Source organism: Streptosporangium sp. OZ121, from assembly GCF_051918885.1.
GTDB lineage: Bacteria > Actinomycetota > Actinomycetes > Streptosporangiales > Streptosporangiaceae > Streptosporangium.
Map to the genome: position 1 here is coordinate 14,746 of NZ_JBPXMC010000053.1, position 17,729 is coordinate 32,474.

At 71.7% G+C, this 17,729-nt stretch carries 13 protein-coding genes; 8 read left to right on the forward strand and 5 right to left on the reverse strand.

Going from position 1 to position 17,729, the window contains the following annotated elements; all coding sequences use genetic code 11:
• Positions 1-27: 27 nt before the first annotated feature.
• The gene (locus ACTOQ1_RS41960) at positions 28-2,409 is read left to right on the forward strand and encodes an NEW3 domain-containing protein (protein ID WP_440074044.1); all 2,382 of its coding nucleotides are present in this window, start codon (positions 28-30) and stop codon (positions 2,407-2,409) included.
• A 131-nt stretch (positions 2,410-2,540) separates the two neighbouring features.
• On the opposite strand, the gene larE is transcribed toward ACTOQ1_RS41960, so the two are convergent.
• From larE to ACTOQ1_RS41985, 5 genes are read right to left on the reverse strand one after another with little or no spacing between them, the layout of a single operon-like run.
• A complete protein-coding gene (gene larE / locus ACTOQ1_RS41965) occupies positions 2,541-3,368 on the reverse strand; it encodes an ATP-dependent sacrificial sulfur transferase LarE (protein ID WP_440074046.1) in 828 nt (275 codons plus the stop codon).
• Positions 3,365-4,534, reverse strand: a complete 1,170-nt coding sequence (gene larC, locus ACTOQ1_RS41970; protein WP_440074048.1) for a nickel pincer cofactor biosynthesis protein LarC — start codon at positions 4,532-4,534, stop codon at positions 3,365-3,367. The genes larE and larC overlap by 4 nt, the downstream gene beginning before the upstream one ends.
• Positions 4,531-5,280, reverse strand: coding sequence for a nickel pincer cofactor biosynthesis protein LarB (gene larB / locus ACTOQ1_RS41975; protein ID WP_440074050.1), 750 nt, complete (start codon positions 5,278-5,280; stop codon positions 4,531-4,533). Before larB ends, larC begins: the two co-directional genes overlap by 4 nt.
• Positions 5,277-6,557, reverse strand: a complete 1,281-nt coding sequence (gene larA / locus ACTOQ1_RS41980; protein WP_440074051.1) for a nickel-dependent lactate racemase — start codon at positions 6,555-6,557, stop codon at positions 5,277-5,279. Before larA ends, larB begins: the two co-directional genes overlap by 4 nt.
• Positions 6,554-7,333 (reverse strand): FadR/GntR family transcriptional regulator, encoded by a 780-nt coding sequence (locus ACTOQ1_RS41985; protein ID WP_440074052.1) that lies wholly within the window; start codon positions 7,331-7,333, stop codon positions 6,554-6,556. The genes larA and ACTOQ1_RS41985 overlap by 4 nt, the downstream gene beginning before the upstream one ends.
• 307 nt (positions 7,334-7,640) lie before the next feature.
• Between ACTOQ1_RS41985 and ACTOQ1_RS41990 the strand changes: the two genes are divergently transcribed.
• The 7 genes from ACTOQ1_RS41990 to ACTOQ1_RS42020 all read left to right on the forward strand — a co-directional run.
• A complete protein-coding gene (locus ACTOQ1_RS41990; protein WP_440074054.1) occupies positions 7,641-8,984 on the forward strand; it encodes an enolase C-terminal domain-like protein in 1,344 nt (447 codons plus the stop codon).
• Positions 8,984-9,748, forward strand: coding sequence for an SDR family NAD(P)-dependent oxidoreductase (locus ACTOQ1_RS41995; RefSeq protein WP_440074056.1), 765 nt, complete (start codon positions 8,984-8,986; stop codon positions 9,746-9,748). The genes ACTOQ1_RS41990 and ACTOQ1_RS41995 overlap by 1 nt, the downstream gene beginning before the upstream one ends.
• Positions 9,745-10,824 (forward strand): sugar ABC transporter substrate-binding protein, encoded by a 1,080-nt coding sequence (locus ACTOQ1_RS42000; protein ID WP_440074057.1) that lies wholly within the window; start codon positions 9,745-9,747, stop codon positions 10,822-10,824. The genes ACTOQ1_RS41995 and ACTOQ1_RS42000 overlap by 4 nt, the downstream gene beginning before the upstream one ends.
• Entirely contained in the window at positions 10,814-12,349 is a 1,536-nt protein-coding gene (locus ACTOQ1_RS42005; protein WP_440074058.1) for a sugar ABC transporter ATP-binding protein, read from the forward strand. The genes ACTOQ1_RS42000 and ACTOQ1_RS42005 overlap by 11 nt, the downstream gene beginning before the upstream one ends.
• The gene (locus ACTOQ1_RS42010) at positions 12,342-13,364 is read left to right on the forward strand and encodes an ABC transporter permease (RefSeq protein ID WP_440074060.1); all 1,023 of its coding nucleotides are present in this window, start codon (positions 12,342-12,344) and stop codon (positions 13,362-13,364) included. Before ACTOQ1_RS42005 ends, ACTOQ1_RS42010 begins: the two co-directional genes overlap by 8 nt.
• A 76-nt stretch (positions 13,365-13,440) precedes the next feature.
• The gene (locus tag ACTOQ1_RS42015; protein ID WP_440074062.1) at positions 13,441-16,305 is read left to right on the forward strand and encodes a glycosyl hydrolase family 95 catalytic domain-containing protein; all 2,865 of its coding nucleotides are present in this window, start codon (positions 13,441-13,443) and stop codon (positions 16,303-16,305) included.
• A gap of 1,200 nt (positions 16,306-17,505) precedes the next feature.
• Positions 17,506-17,729, forward strand: a 224-nt coding sequence (locus ACTOQ1_RS42020) for an RICIN domain-containing protein (protein WP_440074064.1), incomplete at its 3' end; no start/stop codon positions are given.

A 17,729-nucleotide genomic window follows, 5' to 3' on the forward strand; every position in this document is an offset into this window, starting at 1 on the left:
AAGGGAGCGCACGTGTGCCCGTCACCCGTGCCGCACAGACGTACATCGGTCGCGACCCGGGCGGAAGCCGTCCGGGCGGGCCACACGATCGTGGTCGCGCCCCCCGGTGCCGGGAACGCCGACGACGGGGGGCCGGGTAGTACGGACCGGCCGCTGGCGACCCTGGAGGAGGCGCGGCGGCGGGCGCGCGAGGCCGCGGCCGAGGGGAACCGCGACGTCACCGTCCTGCTCCTGGACGGGACCTACCGGCCGGCCTCGCCGCTGCGCCTCGACGCCGCCGACTCCGGCAGGAACGGGCACACCGTGACCTGGAAGGCGGCGCCCGGGGCCACGCCCGTGCTGAGCGGCTCCCAGCCGGTCACCGGCTGGGAGCCCGACGACCCCGACGGCGCAGCCGCAGGCGTCTACCGGGCCCACGTCGGCACCGGATTCGACAGCCGGCAGCTCTACGTCGACGGGATCCCGGCACGGCGTGCGCGGATCGAGCTGGCACGCGGCGACATCACGCTGACCCCGACCGGCTTCACCATCGACAACCCGGACCTCGCCTACCTGGCCGCCCTGCCCGACCAGGGGCGCATCGACTTCCAGGCGACGCTGACGTTCACCAACCGGTTCGCGCCGGTGCGGAGCATCTCCGGCTCCACGGTCGTCATGCGGCAGCCCGCCTGGGACAACAACACCTACGGCTACGACACCGTCCAGGCTCCGTTCCGCACGCCGAGGTTCTTCCTGCTCAACTCCAGGAGCTTCCTGGACGAGCCGGGCGAGTGGTATCTGGACCCCGCGGCGGGAACGCTCTACTACAAGCCGCTCCCGGGGCAGGACCTCTCGCGCGCGCGGGTGGAGCTGCCGCGGCTGGAGACGCTGCTCCAGGTCGGCGGCACCTACGACGAGCCGGCCCGCGGCCTGCGGTTCGAGGGCCTGACCTTCACCGGCACCACGTGGTTGCGCCCCGGCTCGCCCGACGGGTACGCGAACCAGCAGACCGGCGTGTTCGTCAGCGGCGTCCAGCCCCACCGGCCGGCCGACGCGTTCACCTCGTGCTCCATCGGCTGCACGGGATTCGAGGCCTCCCGTGAGGGCTGGGAGCAGGCGGCCGCGGCGGTGCAGGTGTCGGCGGCGGACGACATCGCGTTCGTCGGCTGTACCTTCGTCAACCTCGGTTCCGTCGGGCTCGGCATCGGCAACGACGCGGGCGCCCACGCCACCGGCGTGGGACTGGGCGCGCACAGGGTCTCGGTCGTGGGGAGCACGTTCACCGCGAGCTCCGGCGGCGGCATCGTGGTCGGCGGCGTGCGCCCCGACGCGCACCACCCGTCCGACCCTCGCATGGTCAACAGCGACATCGTGCTCAGGGACAACCGCGTCCACGCGACCGCGCTCGAGTACCTGGATCAGGCCGCGATCCTCGCCAGCTATGTCACGCGGCTGGCCATCGAGCACAACCACGTCTCCGACATGCCCTACATAGGCATCGGGCTCGGTTACGGCTGGGGCGCCGACGACCCGGGAGGCAGTCCCGACTATCTCGCCCGGGGGCTCTACGACTTCCGGCCGGTCCACGGCACGCCGACCACTCTGAGCGACGTCCGCGTCGTGGGCAACCACGTGCGCGACGTCGTGCAGGCGCTGTCCGAGGCGAGCTGCGTCTACACGCTCTCGGCGATACCCGGCGGCGTCATCGACGAGAACCACTGCGAGAGCAGCGGGCAGTTCGGCCTGTACTTCGACGAGGGTTCCCGGTACCTGAGCGTGAGCCGCAACGTGTTCCTCGACACCGCGGGACCGTGGGCGCACGCCAACATCCAGAACGGCAACCACACCGGCGACCTCACGCTGACCGGGAACTACGTGACAAACCCCGCCATCACCGGCATCGCCGACGGCGACCGCGGCAACGTCGTCCGCGGCAACGTCGTCGTCACCGGCGGCAACCTCCCGATCGAGGCCAGCCGGGTGATCTACAACGCGGGCCCCACCGGCCCGTACCGCGGCGCCCCCGACCCGCGGCGCCCCCCGGCCGGTGCCTTCCTCGCGGCCGATCCGGGCACCGTGAGCGCCGGTGATCCGGCCACCGTCACCGCCACGGTGACGAACCTGGGCGACAGCCCGGTCACCGGGCTGACCGTCTCGATCGCCGTCCCCGAGGGCTGCCGGGCCGAACGCGCCGGCAGGCCGGTGAGACGCGTGCTGCCGCCCGGCGCCTCGGACACCGAGACGTGGAGGATCACCGCACCCGGGTCGTCCACGACCCCGGCCGGCCACGCCCCCGTCAGGGCGACGGTGATCTTCCAGGCCGGCGAGACCGGTTACGTCCTGGACAGGTCGCTGACGCTGACCGCGCCCGACCCGCCGCGGGAAGGTGGGACGCCGGGTCGATCACCATCTCCCACGCCGCCGGCGTGACGCGCCGGTCCGGCCTCGACGGCCTCACCGCGAGCCGGCCCGGGTCCGCCGGACCGTGACCGGCCCGTACGGCCTCCCGGGCACCAGGAGGCCGTACGGGCGATCCCGCTGCGCGGGGCGTCCCCGGCCGGTCACGGGCGTAGCGGCTCCATGTTCAGGGCTCCGGAGCGGAAGGCCGCCACCTCCACCTGGGCACCGGGGAAGCCGGCCTTGCGCACGGCGGACGTCAGGCCGGTCAGGCCGGCGGCGCGGGGCGTCAGGTCGGCGGCCACCTCCACTCGCACCCGGTCGCCGAGGTCTCGTACCCGCAGGTCGGTGACCGGCAGGCCGGCCCGGGCCAGCAGGCGGCGCACCGCACGCTCGGCCGTCTCGATCCGGTGCAGCCGGGCCGGCGTCACCTCCACGCCGTAGGCCACCCGGCTGGCCAGGCAGGGCGCGGCAGGCTTGTCCCAGGTGACCAGGTCCCACGCCTTGCCGGCCCGCCGTACCTCGGCCTTGGTCAGGCCGGCGTCGCGCAGCGGGGCGAGCACCCCACGCTCGTCGGCGGCCCTGATCCCCGGCCGGAACGGGTCGGCGGCGTCGTCGGCGTTGGTGCCGGTGGCGACGTGTGCGACGCCGTGCTCCGCCGCCACCCGGCCGATCACGTCGAGTACCTCCGACTTGCAGAAGTAGCAGCGGTCGCGGCCGTTGGCGCGGTAGGCGGGGTTCGCCATCTCGGCGGTGGCCGGGAGCAGGTGCCGTACGCCGAGGGAGGCCGCGAACCGCCGGGCCGCGTCGAGTTCCTCGGCCGCCAGGCTGTCGGAGACCGCCGTCACCGCCAGCACCCGCCCGGTCCCGAGTGCCCGGACCGCCGCCGCCAGCACCAGCGCGGAGTCGGTTCCGCCGGAGAAGGCGACGGCGAGCGAGGGCAGGGGCGTCAACCGGTCGAGCAGTGCGGTGATCTTGGCATCGAAGGTCATCCCGATCTCTCTCGCGTAGGGGGCCGTTCGTGGAACAGCCGCAGCGCCCGGGCGGCCGTCTCGCGCAGGGACAGGCCGAGGGCGGCCGAGGCGGCGGCCACGTCGTCGTGTTCGGGTTTGGCCGAGTGGGGTCCGTGCTTGACCCGCACGCGGTGGCCCGCCAGGTCCACCTCGGTGGTGTGCCGGGGCAGGGCCGTGCGCTCGACCGCGACCTCACGCACGCCGAGCGCGCCGGTCTCGGCGAGGAGCAGGTCCCGCAGGGCCGGTGCGGCGGGAGGGCGGCACAGCAGGTGCAGCACGTGCGCCGGCCGGCCCTTCTTCATGGTGGCCGGGGTGGCCCAGGCGTCCAGGGCGCCGGCGTCGAGGGCCCGGGCGATCGTGTGGCCGAGCACCTCGCCGGTGACGTCGTCCAGGTTGGTCTCCAGGACGACCAGGGGCTCGGTGCCGGCGCCGCGGGCGGGCTCGGCGACGGTGACGGCGACGATGTTCGGGCGGTCGGGAAGCTCCCGGGTGCCCGCGCCGTAGCCGGTCGCCACCGGGGTCATCGCCGGCGGCGGGGTGTATCGCGCTCCCATGGCGCGCAGCAGCGCCGCCCCCGTGGGGGTCACGGTCTCCCCTGGCAGGTCGCTACCGGCCACCAGGGCCCCCCGCAGCAGGGCGGCGGTCGCGGGGGCCGGTACGGGCAGCACGCCGTGGCGGGTGGTCACCGTGCCGGTTCCGAGGGGGATCGGGGCGCAGTGCACGGCCGTGACGCCGAGCAGGTGCAGCGCGGCGGCCACGCCGACGATGTCCACGAGGGCGTCGTGGCCGCCCAGCTCGTGCAGGTGCACCCGGCCGGGGTCGGTGCCGTGGATCCGGCCCTCCGCCTCGGCGATCGCCCGCAGCGCGGCGGTGGCGAGGGTGGCGACCGGTTCCGGCCGGGCGGCCCCGGCCATGGAGATCAGCTCGGCCGCCCGCCGCTCGGTCGCCGTGTCGGTGACCACGACCCGTACACGGGTCACCGTCAGCCCGTGACTGACCGCCCGCCCGGCCGTCAGCTCCCAGCCGGTGAGACCGGTCGATCCCACCGCCGCGCGGATGCCGTCCAGCGGGGCCCCGGCGTCGATGAGCGCCGCCAGCAGCATGTCCCCCGCCAGCCCGGTGAACGGGTTGACCCAGCAGATCACGGCCTTACCTCCTGCCCCGCCGCCTCCGCGCCCGCCGGGGACGGGGAGGGCGGGGACGGGGACGGGGAGGCGCGGCGGGTGGCGGTGTGGGCGAGACGGTGAGCGGCCATGGCGGCGCCGAAGCCGGAGTCGATGTTGACCACGGTGAGGCCGGCGGCGCACGAGGACAGCATCGCCAGCAGGGCGGTGACGCCCTCCAGGGCCGCGCCGTACCCGACGGAGGTGGGCACGGCGATCACCGGCGCCGCCACGAGGCCGCCGACGGCGCTGGCCAGCGCGCCCTCCATGCCCGCCACGACGATCACCGCGTCCGCCGCGCGCAGCCGCCCGGTCTCGGCGAGCAGCCGGTGGATTCCCGCCACTCCCACGTCGCGGACCACGGTGACGTCCAGCCCGAGCGCCCGGGCCACGGCCGCCGCCTCGGCCGCCACCGGCCCGTCGGACGTGCCCGCCGTGACCACCGCGACCGCGAAGGACCCGGTCGCGGCCGGCCGCCACACCAGCAGCCGCGCCACCGGGTCGTGGGATCCGCCCGGCACGGCCGCCAGGACGGGCCCGGCGACCGCCTCCTCGACCCGCGTGGCCAGCACGGGGCCGGTGTTGCGGGCGAGCAGGGCGGAGACGATGCCGGCGATCTCCTCGGCGGTCTTGCCCGGCCCGTAGACGACCTCGGGCGTCCCCTGGCGGGCCTCCCGGTCCACGTCGACCCGGGCGAACCCCAGGTCCACCACCGAGCGTTCGCTCATGCCCGGCCGCCGGACAGGTAGGGGATGGTCTGCGGGCCCTCCGGCAGCACGCACACGCGGGCGCCCGGCCCGGCGGCGGCCAGCGCCTCGGTCACCGTGGCCGCGATGTCGCCGGTCTGTTCCAGGTGGGCGGTGGCCAGGTCGGCGTCGCCGAGGTAGGAGGTGTGCATCACCACCCGCGCGCCCGCCTGGATGCGTGCCTGGATCTGCACCTGCCACTGGTCGGGGACGGTCACCGGCCGGGCGGCGATCGCGTCGAGCAGCGCCCGCGGGGAGGACTCCGAGGCGAGCACCTCGCGGTAGGAGCCGTGGTCGGGGAAGCCGTCGCGGCACTCGGCGGCGCAGACGATCACGCCGCCCGGCCGGACCACCTGGAACGCCGCCGACATGCCCTTGACCGCCTGGTAGAGGTTCTGGTCGAGGGGGTAACCGGAGTTGGTGGTGACCACCACGTCGAAGGGCGCCTCGACCTCTCGCATGGCGACCCGGCGGGCGGCGGCGGTGGCGGCGGCGTGCATGGGCAGGATGTCGCCGCCGAACGCCGCCGCGATGTCCTTGTCCCGGTTGAGGATCACGTCGAGGGCGAAGGTCACCCCGGTGCCCTCGGCGATGGCCCGCACGTCGTCGTGCACGGGGTTGCCCTCGATCACTCCCCAGGTGGCCCGGGGGTCGCCGATGCGCGCGGCGTCGTGCAGGGTGAGCACGGTCTCCAGCGCGGCCAGGCCGGGGGCGACCAGCTTGGGCCCGCCGGAGAAGCCCGCGAAGAAGTGTGGCTCCACGAAACCGGTGGTGATCCGCACGTCGGCCTCGACCCAGGCGGTGTTCAGCCACACCGGCACGTCCTTGCCGAAGCGGCCGAGGTAGGTGAGCGATCCCGGGTCGCGGGCGTCGTGGTTGACGATCCGCACGGAGTCCACGACCGTGTCGCCGAACATCGCGCGCAGTTCGGCCTCGGTGTTGCCGCGATGGGTGCCGGTCGCGACGAGGACGGTCACGTCGTCGAGGTCGATGACGCCGTCGAGCTCGTCGAGGATGGCCGGGATCATCAGGTGCCGCGGCTGGGGGCGGGTGATGTCGCAGGCCGAGATGGCGACGGTCTGGCCGGGCCGTACCCTCTCGCGCAGCGGCGGCCCGGACACCGGGTCGCGCAGAGCCGCCCGCAGCGCGCCCGTCTGGTCGGGCGCGGCCGCGTGGTGGACGGGAGTCACCACCGTGGTGGCCTCGTCGGGCAGTTCGACCGTCAGACCGGTCTCCCCGTAGGCCAAACGGATCTTCATCGTGTCTCCTCACCGCCGAGCTCCGGCCAGAGCCCGTCGGCGATCTTAGTACCGGCCGGGTCCTGATCGCCGTCGGCCCCGGCCGAGGTGGCCTCCACGTTCTCGAGCACCGAGCGAAACCACGTCTCGGTCGTGCCGATGTGCATCAGCGCCGCCGCCTGGGCGAGCGTCGCATCACCGGCGGCCAGGGCGTTGTAGATCGCCTCGTGCTCGGCGATGGTCTTGTGCGAGCTGCCGGTCTCGACCGTGCCGCGCCACACCCGCATCCGCAGGGTGCGGCCGGAGATCCCGTCGAGCAGGGTGGACAGCGTCTCGTTGCCGGTCGCCCGCACCACGGCGCGGTGGAAGGCGGCGTCGTGGTGGTTCAGCTTCTCCACGTCGTCGCTGGCCGCGCGCATCGCGGCCAGGTGCTCGCCGATCTCGGCGAGCTGGTCGGCGGAGATCCGGGACGCGGCCAGCGCGGTCGCCGCGGGTTCCAGCATCCGCCGCACCTGGACGATCTCCAGCAGCGTGTCGTCGCTCAACAGCTCGACGGCCAGCCCCAGCCCTTCCAGCAGCAACCGCGGTTCCAGGCTGGTCACATAGGTGCCGTCGCCCCGCCGTACGTCGAGCACCCGGGCCACGACCAGCGCCTTGACCGCCTCGCGCAACCCGTTGCGGGAGACGCCGAGCTGGGCGGCGAGCTGGTGCTCCGGGGGCAGCCGCGCCCCGGGGGGAAGATCACCCGACTGGACGAGTGCCCGGATACGGGAGATCGCCTCGTCGGTCAGGGACATGGGCACGGCCTCCGGTCGTGGAGTCGCTCGATCGGTGCGCTGTTCACCGCGGGAACATAACAGACATCCCATGTTCGCGTGAAAGGGCGATCCACCGCAAGGGAATCATGGACCACTCATGTGCGACAAGGCCTGAAATATTCAGCCAATTCATCATATTTACGGTATTTCGCCAGAAGGTCTAGACACATCACATCGAGAGGATTACAAAGACATCCCATGTCCATGTGGTGAAGATCCCTTCACCTTCCGGAAACATCCGCTGGAGGTAGACCTTCGTGCGCACGTATCGCCAGAGCGGGTCACCGTGACGGAGCTGATCACCGCGGTCGAGGCCCACGACATCCGGTTCCCGACCTCTCGATACCTCGACGGTTCCGACGCCATGAACCCCGAGCCCGACTACTCCGCCGCCTACGTGATCGTGCGGACCGACGGCGGGCAGGAAGGGCACGCGCTCGCCTTCACCGTCGGGCGCGGCAACGAGATCGCCGTCGCCGCCGTGGAGTCGCTGGCGCCGCTGGTCACCGGACGACCGGTGGCCGAGGTGCTCGGCGATCTCGGCGGGGTGTCGCGCCGGCTCACCGGCGACAGCCAGCTGCGCTGGCTCGGCCCCGAGAAGGGCGTCATCCACATGGCGGCGGGAGCCGTGCTCAACGCCCTGTGGGACCTTCGCGCGCGCAGGGCGGGCAAACCGCTGTGGCGGCTGCTGTCGGAGCTGTCGCCGGAGGAGATCGTCGACGTCGTCGACTTCCGCTACCTGGAGGAGGCGCTCACCCGCGAGGAGGCGCTGACCATCCTGCGCGACGCCGAGCCTGGCCGCGCCGGGCGCCGGGCGCGCCTGCTCGCCGAGGGCTACCCGGCCTACACCACCACCCCCGGCTGGCTCGGCTACACCGACGACAAGCTGGTCCGGCTGGCCAAGGAGGCGGTCGCCGACGGGTTCCGCCTCATCAAGCTGAAGGTCGGCGCCGACCCGGCCGAGGACGTGCGGCGCGTGCGGCTGGCCCGCGAGGCGGTCGGCCCCGACGTGCGCATCGCCGTGGACGCCAACCAGGCGTGGAACGTCGGCCAGGCGATCGAACGGCTGGCCCCGCTCGCCGAGTTCGACCTGTACTGGATCGAGGAGCCCACCTCCCCCGACGACGTGCTCGGCCACGCCGCCATCCGGGAGCGGGTCGCGCCCATCAAGGTCGCCACCGGAGAGCACGCCCACAACCGGGTGATGTTCAAGCAGTTCCTGCAGGCGGGCGCGATCGACATCCTGCAGCTCGACGCGGCCAGGGTCGCCGGGGTCAACGAGAACATCGCCATCCTGCTGCTGGCCGCCAAGTTCGGGGTGCCGGTGTGCCCGCACGCGGGCGGCGTCGGCCTGTGCGAGATGGTCCAGCACCTGGCGATGTTCGACTACGTGGCCGTCAGCGGCACCACCGAGGACCGCGTCATCGAGTACATCGACCATCTGCACGAGCACTTCACCGACCCGGTGGTGATCAGGGACGGCCGGTACGTCGCTCCCCTCGAACCGGGCGGAGGCGGCGAGATGCGTCCGGCCTCGCGCGCCGAGTACGCCTACCCGCACGGCCCCCGGTGGGCCACCGGCGCCGGCACAGGCGCCGACACGGCCCTCGCCGCCGGAGAGGTGGTGTGATGGGCGCCTTCGACGGGCTCACGGCCGTCGTCACCGGTGGCGCCTCCGGCATCGGCCTGGCCACCGCCACCCTGCTGGCCGAGCGCGGGGCCCGCGTGGCCTGTCTCGACCTGTCCCCCGGCGTGCCCGAGCCCCTGCTCGGGCTGCGGGCCGACGTGGCCGACGACGCGTCGGTGCGGACCGCCGTGGCCGAGGCCGCGGACCGGCTCGGCGGCATCGACGTCCTGGTGAACAACGCGGGAATCGGAGCCCAGGGCGGTATCGAGGACAACGACGACGACGAATGGCGCCGGGTCTTCGACGTCAACGTGTTCGGCATGGTCCGGGTGGCCAGGGCGGCGCTGCCGTACCTGCGGGCGTCACGGGCCGCGGCGATCGTGAACACCTGCTCCATCGCGGCGACCGCCGGGCTGCCCAGCCGGGTCCTGTACTCCTCCACCAAGGGCGCGGTACTGGCCATGACCCGGGCCATGGCGGCCGACCTGGTCGCGGAGGGCATCCGCGTCAACTGCGTCAACCCCGGCACCGCCGACACCCCGTGGGTGAACCGGCTGCTGGAGGCCGCCACCGATCCCGAACAGGAACGCCGGGCGCTCACCGCCCGTCAGCCGATGGGCCGTCTGGTCTCGGCGGACGAGGTGGCCGAGGCCGTCGCGTACCTGGCGAGCCCTCTCGCCGCCTCGACCACCGGCACCGATCTGGCCGTGGACGGCGGCATGCACGGACTGCGGCTGCGGCCCAGCACAGGAAAGGAACGACCATGAACCGAGGACTCGCCCTGGGAACGGCCCTCGCCCTGGCGGCCGGGCTGACCGGCGCGTGCGGGGGCGACGGCGGCACGGGCACCGGCACCGGCACGGCCGCCCCGGGAGACGCAAAGCCGGTCGTCGGAGTGGATTACCCCCGCTCGGACACCGACTTCTGGAACTCCTTCATCAAGTACGTCCCCCAGTTCGGCGCCGAGAACGGTCTCGACCTGAAGACCTCCAACTCGCAGAACGACATCGCCAAGCTCACCGCCAACGTGCAGAGTCTCGTCAGCCAGGGCGTCAAGGGCCTCGTGCTGGCGCCGCAGGACACCGCCGCCGTGGCCCCCACCCTGCAGCAGCTCACCGCCAAGAAGATCCCCGTCGTCATGGTCGACACCCGCCCCGAGCAGGGCGACGCCTACATGGTGGTCCGCGCCGACAACCGGGCGTACGGGGAGAAGGCGTGCAAGTTCCTCGGCGAGAAGCTGTCCGGCAAGGGCAAGGTCGTGATGCTCCAGGGCGACCTGGCCTCCATCAACGGCCGCGACCGCACCGAGGCGTTCAACGAGTGCATGAAGGCCAACTACCCGGACATCACGGTGTTCGGCGAGGCCACCAACTGGGACGGCGCCCTCGCCTCGCAGAAGCTCCAGACGCAGCTCACCGCCAACCCGGACATCAAGGGCGTCTACATGCAGTCGAGCTTCGCCCTGGCGGGCACCCTCCAGCTGCTCAAGCAGCGCGGCCTGCTGGTCCCCCCGAGCGACCCCAAGCACGTCTTCGTCGTCTCCAACGACGGCATCCCCCAGGAACTGAAGGAGATCGCCGCCGGCAACATCGACGCCACCGTCTCGCAGCCGGCCGACCAGTACGCCAAGTACGCGCTGGAGTACACCAAGGCCGCCATCGACGGCAAGACGTTCCAGCCCGGCCCGACCGACCACGACAGCAACATCATCCAGGTGCGACCGGGCCTGCTGGAGGACCAGCTCTCCGCGCCCCTGGTGACCGCCGACGGCGGCACCTACGGAGACGTCCAGAGCGTCAAGTCGGACGACTCCTCGCTATGGGGAAACAACCTTGGCGGCTGACCAGACGACCACGCCTCTCGTCGAGGCGGTGGGCGTCACCAAGAGGTACGGCGAGACCGTCGCGCTGGACGGCGCCGGAATACGGATCATGCCCGGCCGGACTCACGCCCTGGTCGGCCGCAACGGGGCCGGGAAGTCCACCCTGGTCTCGATCCTCACCGGCCTGGCGCCCCCCGACGAGGGCGAGGTACGGTTCGGCGGCGACCCCGCCCCGCGCCTCGCCGACCGCGACGCCTGGCGGCAGCGGGTGGCCTGTGTCTACCAGAAGTCCACGATCATCCCCGAGCTGACCGTGGCGGAGAACCTCTACCTGAACCGTCACGACCTGAACCGGTTCGGGCTGGTCCGCTGGGACGCGCTGCGGCGCAAGGCGGCCACGCTGCTCGCCACCTGGTCGGTGGACGTCGACGTGCGCCTGCCGGCCGGCGAGCTGGACGTCGAGCAGCGGCAGTTCGTGGAGATCGCCCGCGCGCTGTCCTTCGGCGCCCGGTTCATCATCCTCGACGAACCGACCGCCCAGCTCGACGCCGCCGCCATCGCCCGGCTGTTCACCCGCATCCGCGCCCTGCAGGAACAGGGGGTGACCTTCCTGTTCATCAGCCACCACCTGCAGGAGATCTACGAGATCTGCGACACGGTCACGGTCTTCCGCGACGCCCGGCACATCCTGACCACCGCGGTGGCCGACCTGACGCACACCGAACTGGTGGCGGCGATGGCGGGAGAGGCCACCGGCCTGACCGCGCCGCTCCCCCGGGCGGCCGTGCCCGCCGACGCCGGTATGGCGCTCGACGTGCGCGACCTGTCGTACGGCGACGCCTACCGGGAGATCGGCTTCCACGTCCGGGCCGGCGAGATCGTCGGCCTGGCGGGCGCGGCCGGCAGCGGCCGGACCGAACTGGCCGAGACCGTCGCCGGGCTGCGCGCGGCCGATTCGGGCACGATCGAGATCACCGGACGTCGTCCCCGCCCCGGCAGCGTGCCCGACGCGCTCGCCGCGGGCGTCGGCTTCGTCCCCCGGGACCGGCATCACCAGGGGTTCGTCTCGATGATGTCGATCGCCGACAACGCCACCATGACCGTCCCCGAACGGCTCGGCGAGGCCGGTCTGATCAGTGGCCGGCGGCGCGACCGGCTGGCCAGGACCCTGATCGACAACTTGGCGATCAAGACCCCCGGCCCCGAGCTGCCGGTGATGGGCCTGTCCGGCGGCAACCAGCAGAAGGTCGTCATGGCCAGGGCGCTGGCCTCCGACCCCCGGGTGCTCGTGCTGATCACCCCCACCGCCGGGGTGGATGTGAAGTCCAAGGAGTTCCTGCTCGGCAAGGTCGAGGAGACGGCCTCGAAAGGGAGCGGCGTTTTGATCGCCTCCGACGAAATCGACGACCTGCGGCTGTGCGACCGGCTGCTGGTGATGTTCCAGGGCCGTCTCGTCGCGGAGATGGCCGCCGGATGGCACGACCACGATGTGGTGGCGGCCATGGAAGGAGTCCGGCTCGATGCCCCCTGTGCCCCCGATGCCTGAGAAAACCCGTACGCCCGCCGCGGAGAGTGCCGCTCCCCTGCGGGAACGGCCACGGGTGCGGCTCGCCCGGCTGCGCGACCTCGCGCTGATCCCCGCGATCATCGTGATCGCCGTTGTCGGCCAGATCGTCCACCCGATCTTCCTGCAGGGCGACAACCTGATCAACATCCTGCAGACCATGTCGGAGATCTCACTGCTGGTCATGGCGCAGACGCTCGTCCTGGTCGCCGGCAAGATGGACCTCTCGCTGGAGTCGACGTTCGGCCTCGCGCCGGGTGTGGCCGCCTGGCTGACCGTCGCGGTCGGCTCGGGCGCCGGGCTGGGCGTGCTGTCGGGCGCCTGGGCGATCCCGGTCACCCTGGCCGTCGGCGTGCTGATCGGCGTGATCAACGCTCTGCTGATCGTGCGGTTCGGGCTCAACGGCTTCATCGTCACCCTCGGCATGCTGATCGTGCTGCGCGGCCTGCTCACCGGAATCTCCGGCGGCCAGACCTTCTTCAACCTGCCGCCGTCGATGCTCTATCTCGGCTCGGCCCTGTGGTTCGGCGTGCCCGCCTCGATCTGGCTGTGCCTGTTGCTGTTCGCCGTCGGCATCGTGCTGCTCGGCTTCACCCGCTACGGCCGCGCCCTGTACGCCCTCGGCGGCAACGTGGACGCGGCCAGGGCGGCCGGCATCCGCACCGACCGGGTGCTGTGGACCGCCCTGGTGGGCGCCAGCCTGCTCGCCGCCCTGGGAGGCCTGCTGCTGTCGGGACGCCTCGCCTCGGTGGCCGCCGCCCAGGGCGACGGCGCCATCTTCACCGTGTTCGCCGCGGCCGTCATCGGAGGCGTCAGCCTCAACGGCGGCAAGGGCACCATGTTCGGCGCGTTCACCGGCATCCTGCTCCTCTACATGATCCAGAACGTCCTCACCCTGGCCGGCGTGCCCGCCCAGTGGATCCAGGCCCTCAACGGCGCCATCATCCTCATCGCCCTCATCCTGTCCCGTCTCACCGGAGGCAAAGTCCAGGAGTAACCCGCCCCAGCCACCCCTTTCCCGTTCCTCCGCCGCGGCACTTCCAGGTGCCACACCCCCTACCGATTGGAACGACATGTCCGACGAGAACCACCTGTCACGCAGGCGACTGATGCAGATCGGAGCAGCCGGAGCCGGCTCCATGCTGTTACCCCTGCAGTGGACGGCGGCCGCCAGAGCCGCCTCGGCGCCCCCTCCCGCGGTGACCGCCGCAGGCGATCTGGCGCTGTGGTACGACGAGAGTGCCGGCACCGACTGGCTGCGCGCTCTCCCGATCGGCAACGGCCGCCTGGGCGCCATGGTGTTCGGCAACGTCGACACCGAGCGGCTGCAGCTCAACGAGGACACCGTCTGGGCCGGCGGCCCCTACGACCAGAGCAACACCCGGGGCGCGGGGGCGCTCGGGCAGATCCGGCAGCTGGTCTTCCAGAACCAGTGGAGCCAGGCCCAGACCCTGATCGACCAGAACATGCTCGGCAGCCCCGCGGGCCAGCTGGCCTACCAGACCGTCGGCAACCTGCGGCTCGCCTTCGGCAACACCTCCGGGGTCTCGGAGTACAACCGCTACCTGGACCTGACCACGGCCACCACGACGGTGTCGTACCTGAAGAACGGCGTGCGCTACCAGCGCGAGACGTTCGCGAGCGCGCCGGACCAGGTGATCGTCATGCGCCTGACCGCCGACAGGGGCGGCTCGATCACCTTCTCCGCGACGTTCGACAGCCCCCAGCAGACGACGCGATCCAGCCCGGACGGCACGACGGTGGCGCTCAGCGGCGTCTCGGGCAACATGGAGGGCAAGACCGGCGCGGTCCGGTTCCAGGGCCTGGCCAAGGCCGTCATCGAGGGCGGCACCGTCAGCAGCTCCGGCGGCACGCTGCAGGTGACGGCCGCGAACAGCGTGACGGTGCTGATCTCCATCGGCTCCAGCTACCGCAACTACCGCGACGTCAGCGGCGACTACCAGGGCATCGCACGGCAGCATCTCAACGCCGCCGCCGCCAGGAGCTTCACCGACCTGCGCGCCCGGCACGTGGCCGACTACCAGCGGCTGTTCGGGCGCACGACGCTGGAGCTCGGCCGCACCTCGGCGGCCGACCAGCCGACCGACGTGCGGATCGCGCAGCACAACAGCGTCAACGACCCGCAGTTCTCGGTGCTGCTGTTCCAGTTCGGCCGCTACCTGCTGATCTCCTCCTCCAGGCCCGGCACCCAGCCGGCCAACCTGCAGGGCATCTGGAACGACTCGCTGGCGCCGTCCTGGGACTCGAAGTACACCATCAACGCCAACCTGCCGATGAACTACTGGCCGGCCGACACGACGAACCTGTCGGAGTGCTTCGACCCGGTGTTCGCGATGATCAACGATCTGGCGGTCACCGGCGCCCGCACGGCCCAGGTCCAGTACAACGCCGGCGGCTGGGTGGCCCACCACAACACCGACGCGTGGCGGGCCACCTCCGTCGTCGACGGCGCGTTCTGGGGCATGTGGCAGACCGGCGGCGCGTGGCTGGCCACCCTGATCTGGGAGCACTACACCTTCACCGGCGACCTCGCGTTCCTCCAGCAGTACTACCCGGCGATGAAGGGCGCCGCGCAGTTCTTCCTCGACACCCTCGTGCAGGAACCGAGCCTCGGGTTCCTGGTCACGAACCCGTCGAACTCCCCGGAGCTGGCCCACCACAGCGGCGTCAGCGTCTGCGCCGGCCCCACGATGGACAACCAGATCCTGCGCGACCTGTTCAACGGCTGCGCCAAGGCCAGCCAGGCGCTCGGCGTCGACTCCGACTTCCGAACCCGGGTCCTGTCCGCCCGGGACCGGCTCCCTCCGATGAAGACCGGCTCGCGCGGCAACATCCAGGAGTGGCTGTACGACTGGATCGAGACCGAGCCCGCCCACCGGCACGTCTCCCACCTGTACGGCCTGCACCCCAGCAACCAGATCACCAAGCGCGGCACCCCCGCGCTGTACACCGCCGCGCGGCGCACCCTCGAACTGCGCGGCGACGACGGGACCGGCTGGTCGCTCGCCTGGAAGATCAACTACTGGGCGCGGATGGAGGAGGGCGCCCGCGCGCACACCCTGATCCGTCTCCTGGTGACGACGGCCCGGCTCGCGCCGAACATGTTCGACCTGCACCCGCCGTTCCAGATCGACGGCAACTTCGGCGCCACCTCCGGTATCGCGGAGATGCTCCTGCAGAGCCACAACGGCGAGCTGCACGTGCTCCCGGCGCTGCCGTCCGCCTGGCCGGCCGGGAAGGTGCAGGGCCTGCGGGGACGTGGCGGCTACACCGTGGGCACGACGTGGAGCTCGGGCGCGGCCACCGAGATCCTCGTCAGGTTCGACCGCGACGGGACCGTCAACGTCCGCAACCGGATCTTCACCGGCACCTACCAGGTGGTCGACGCCGACAGCGGCGCCGCCGTCACCGTCACCAAGCCCGAGTCCGACGTCGTCGCGCTGACCGGCCAGGCGGGCCGCACGTACCGCCTCACCGGAACCGGCACACCGCAGCAGCCCCCCACCTACGTGCGGATCACCAACGGGACCACCGGCCTGGCCCTGGACAGCGGCGGCAACGTCGCCTCCGGGTCGAACCTCAAACAGTGGAACAGCAACGACGGCAGCACCAACCTGCATTGGCAGCTCGTCGATCTGGGCGGCGGCTGGTACCGCATCGTCAACCGCACCAACGGCATGGTCATCGACAGCTGGGGCAACACCGCCAACGGCGCCGTCGCCCGGCAGGCGGCCTGGAACGGCGGCAACAACCAGCAGTGGCGCCTCAACAGCGTGGGCAACGGCCGCAACCAGATCATCAACCGCGGCACCGGCACGGCCCTGGACGGCATGGGCAACAGCACCGCCGGTTCCACCGTGGCCATGTGGACCCCGAACAGCAGCACCAACAACCAATGGACCATCACCGGCGTGTGACGGTCGGCGACTTGTCGCGGACCTGATCCACAGGTGCTTCGCCGCCGCCGGCCACCGGTCGCGGCGAAGCACGTCCCGGAGCCTTCACCCTCTCAAGGATCCGGAGTCCGCACGAACCCTGGGGCGACATCCACCCGTGGCGAGGCACGGACCGGCCAGGTCATGGCGAGCGACTCTCCTTCGAGAACAGAGAATCGCCTGTCGGCGCGGAGACCGGAAGGCGATGAAGATCGTTCAACGTCACTGTTTGCGCTAACATCGTCGCGATCAACGCTAGGTTCGCGTCACGGCGGTGTCAATCCGTTCACGCGCCAGAAACTTACGCAAGATCAAGAAAAGCTTTCGGCTCCCCGGAAAGCCACCGCACGGTCGCGGGCGAAGGGCTCCGCGACCGGCTCGATCCGTCTCCACCGGAGCGGCCGCCCGGACCACGCCGATCGCCACGGCGGCCGTCGTGGTGCCCGTCTCGATCGGCGGCCGACGCCGAGCCGGGGGCGGAGGCCCTTTGGACGGGGGGCGTATCGCGAGCGTACCGGGATGCCGCACGTTCCCCGATCATGACCGTTCTCGCTGCTCCCGGCCGTCGCGGGCGCCTCACCTCACGTGGCGAACCGATCGCCGGTCCGGCGGGTGCCGGGAGCCGGCCGGAAGGGAGGCCGCCGCATCTGACAGCCGGGTCACGAACATTCGTTGGATTCGGCCTGAAGTTTATGGTTGCCAAGTCGTAACTTCTGTGAAACTTTCACTTGCGCAGGCGCCGTTAGGTGATCTCTCTCCGGACGAACGTCCAGGCAGGGAAGCGTGCCGAGGGCAATGCGCAGGTCAGCGAGGACCGCGGCTCGTTGACGTGGGCCGGTCAGTCGGATGTACTCCGCGACATCACCCCCCTGAGGAGCAAGCCATGAAGATCTCGAACCTCAAATGTTAGCGGTAACAACTTCTGGCGGCCGGGACCTGGTCTCCGGCCGGCCCAGAAGCATCGGACGCATCTCCTCTCACCGGGTCGCGGGGCCCGCCGGCGGGAGGCGGTCGTCGTTCCGCTCCCACGGCCTTCCGGCCCCCCGGCCGCCGCGCCGGGGCCACGTACCGCGCGTCGGCCCGATCAGCGCCTCGTCGAGCGCCGCGGACCGGCAGTGCGCCACCTTCCGGGCAGCTTCACGATCGTCATGTTAACGCTAACAAGTTCTTGAAGGGAGAACCATGCGCCCTCTCAGGCGAAATCGCCTGCGCGTGCTGATCGCAGCCATGGCGGCGTTCGTGCTCACCGGTGCCCTGCTCACCGTCGCCACCTCCTCCGCGACCGCGGCGACCGTCGACACCAACGCCTGGTACGTCCTGGTCAACCGGACCAGCGGCAAGGCCCTGGACGTCTACAACCTGTCCACGGCCGACGGCGGCCGCATCACCCAGTGGACGCGTAACAA

Coding starts and splice junctions, on each gene's coding strand:
- larE (WP_440074046.1), bottom strand. CDS start 3,368: ATGACCTTCGATGCCAAGATCACCGCACTGCTCGACCGGTTGACGCCC.
- larB (WP_440074050.1), bottom strand. CDS start 5,280: ATGAGCGAACGCTCGGTGGTGGACCTGGGGTTCGCCCGGGTCGACGTG.
- larA (WP_440074051.1), bottom strand. CDS start 6,557: ATGAAGATCCGTTTGGCCTACGGGGAGACCGGTCTGACGGTCGAACTG.
- ACTOQ1_RS41985 (WP_440074052.1), bottom strand. CDS start 7,333: ATGTCCCTGACCGACGAGGCGATCTCCCGTATCCGGGCACTCGTCCAG.
- ACTOQ1_RS41995 (WP_440074056.1), top strand. CDS start 8,984: ATGGGCGCCTTCGACGGGCTCACGGCCGTCGTCACCGGTGGCGCCTCC.
- ACTOQ1_RS42000 (WP_440074057.1), top strand. CDS start 9,745: ATGAACCGAGGACTCGCCCTGGGAACGGCCCTCGCCCTGGCGGCCGGG.
- ACTOQ1_RS42010 (WP_440074060.1), top strand. CDS start 12,342: ATGCCTGAGAAAACCCGTACGCCCGCCGCGGAGAGTGCCGCTCCCCTG.
- ACTOQ1_RS42015 (WP_440074062.1), top strand. CDS start 13,441: ATGTCCGACGAGAACCACCTGTCACGCAGGCGACTGATGCAGATCGGA.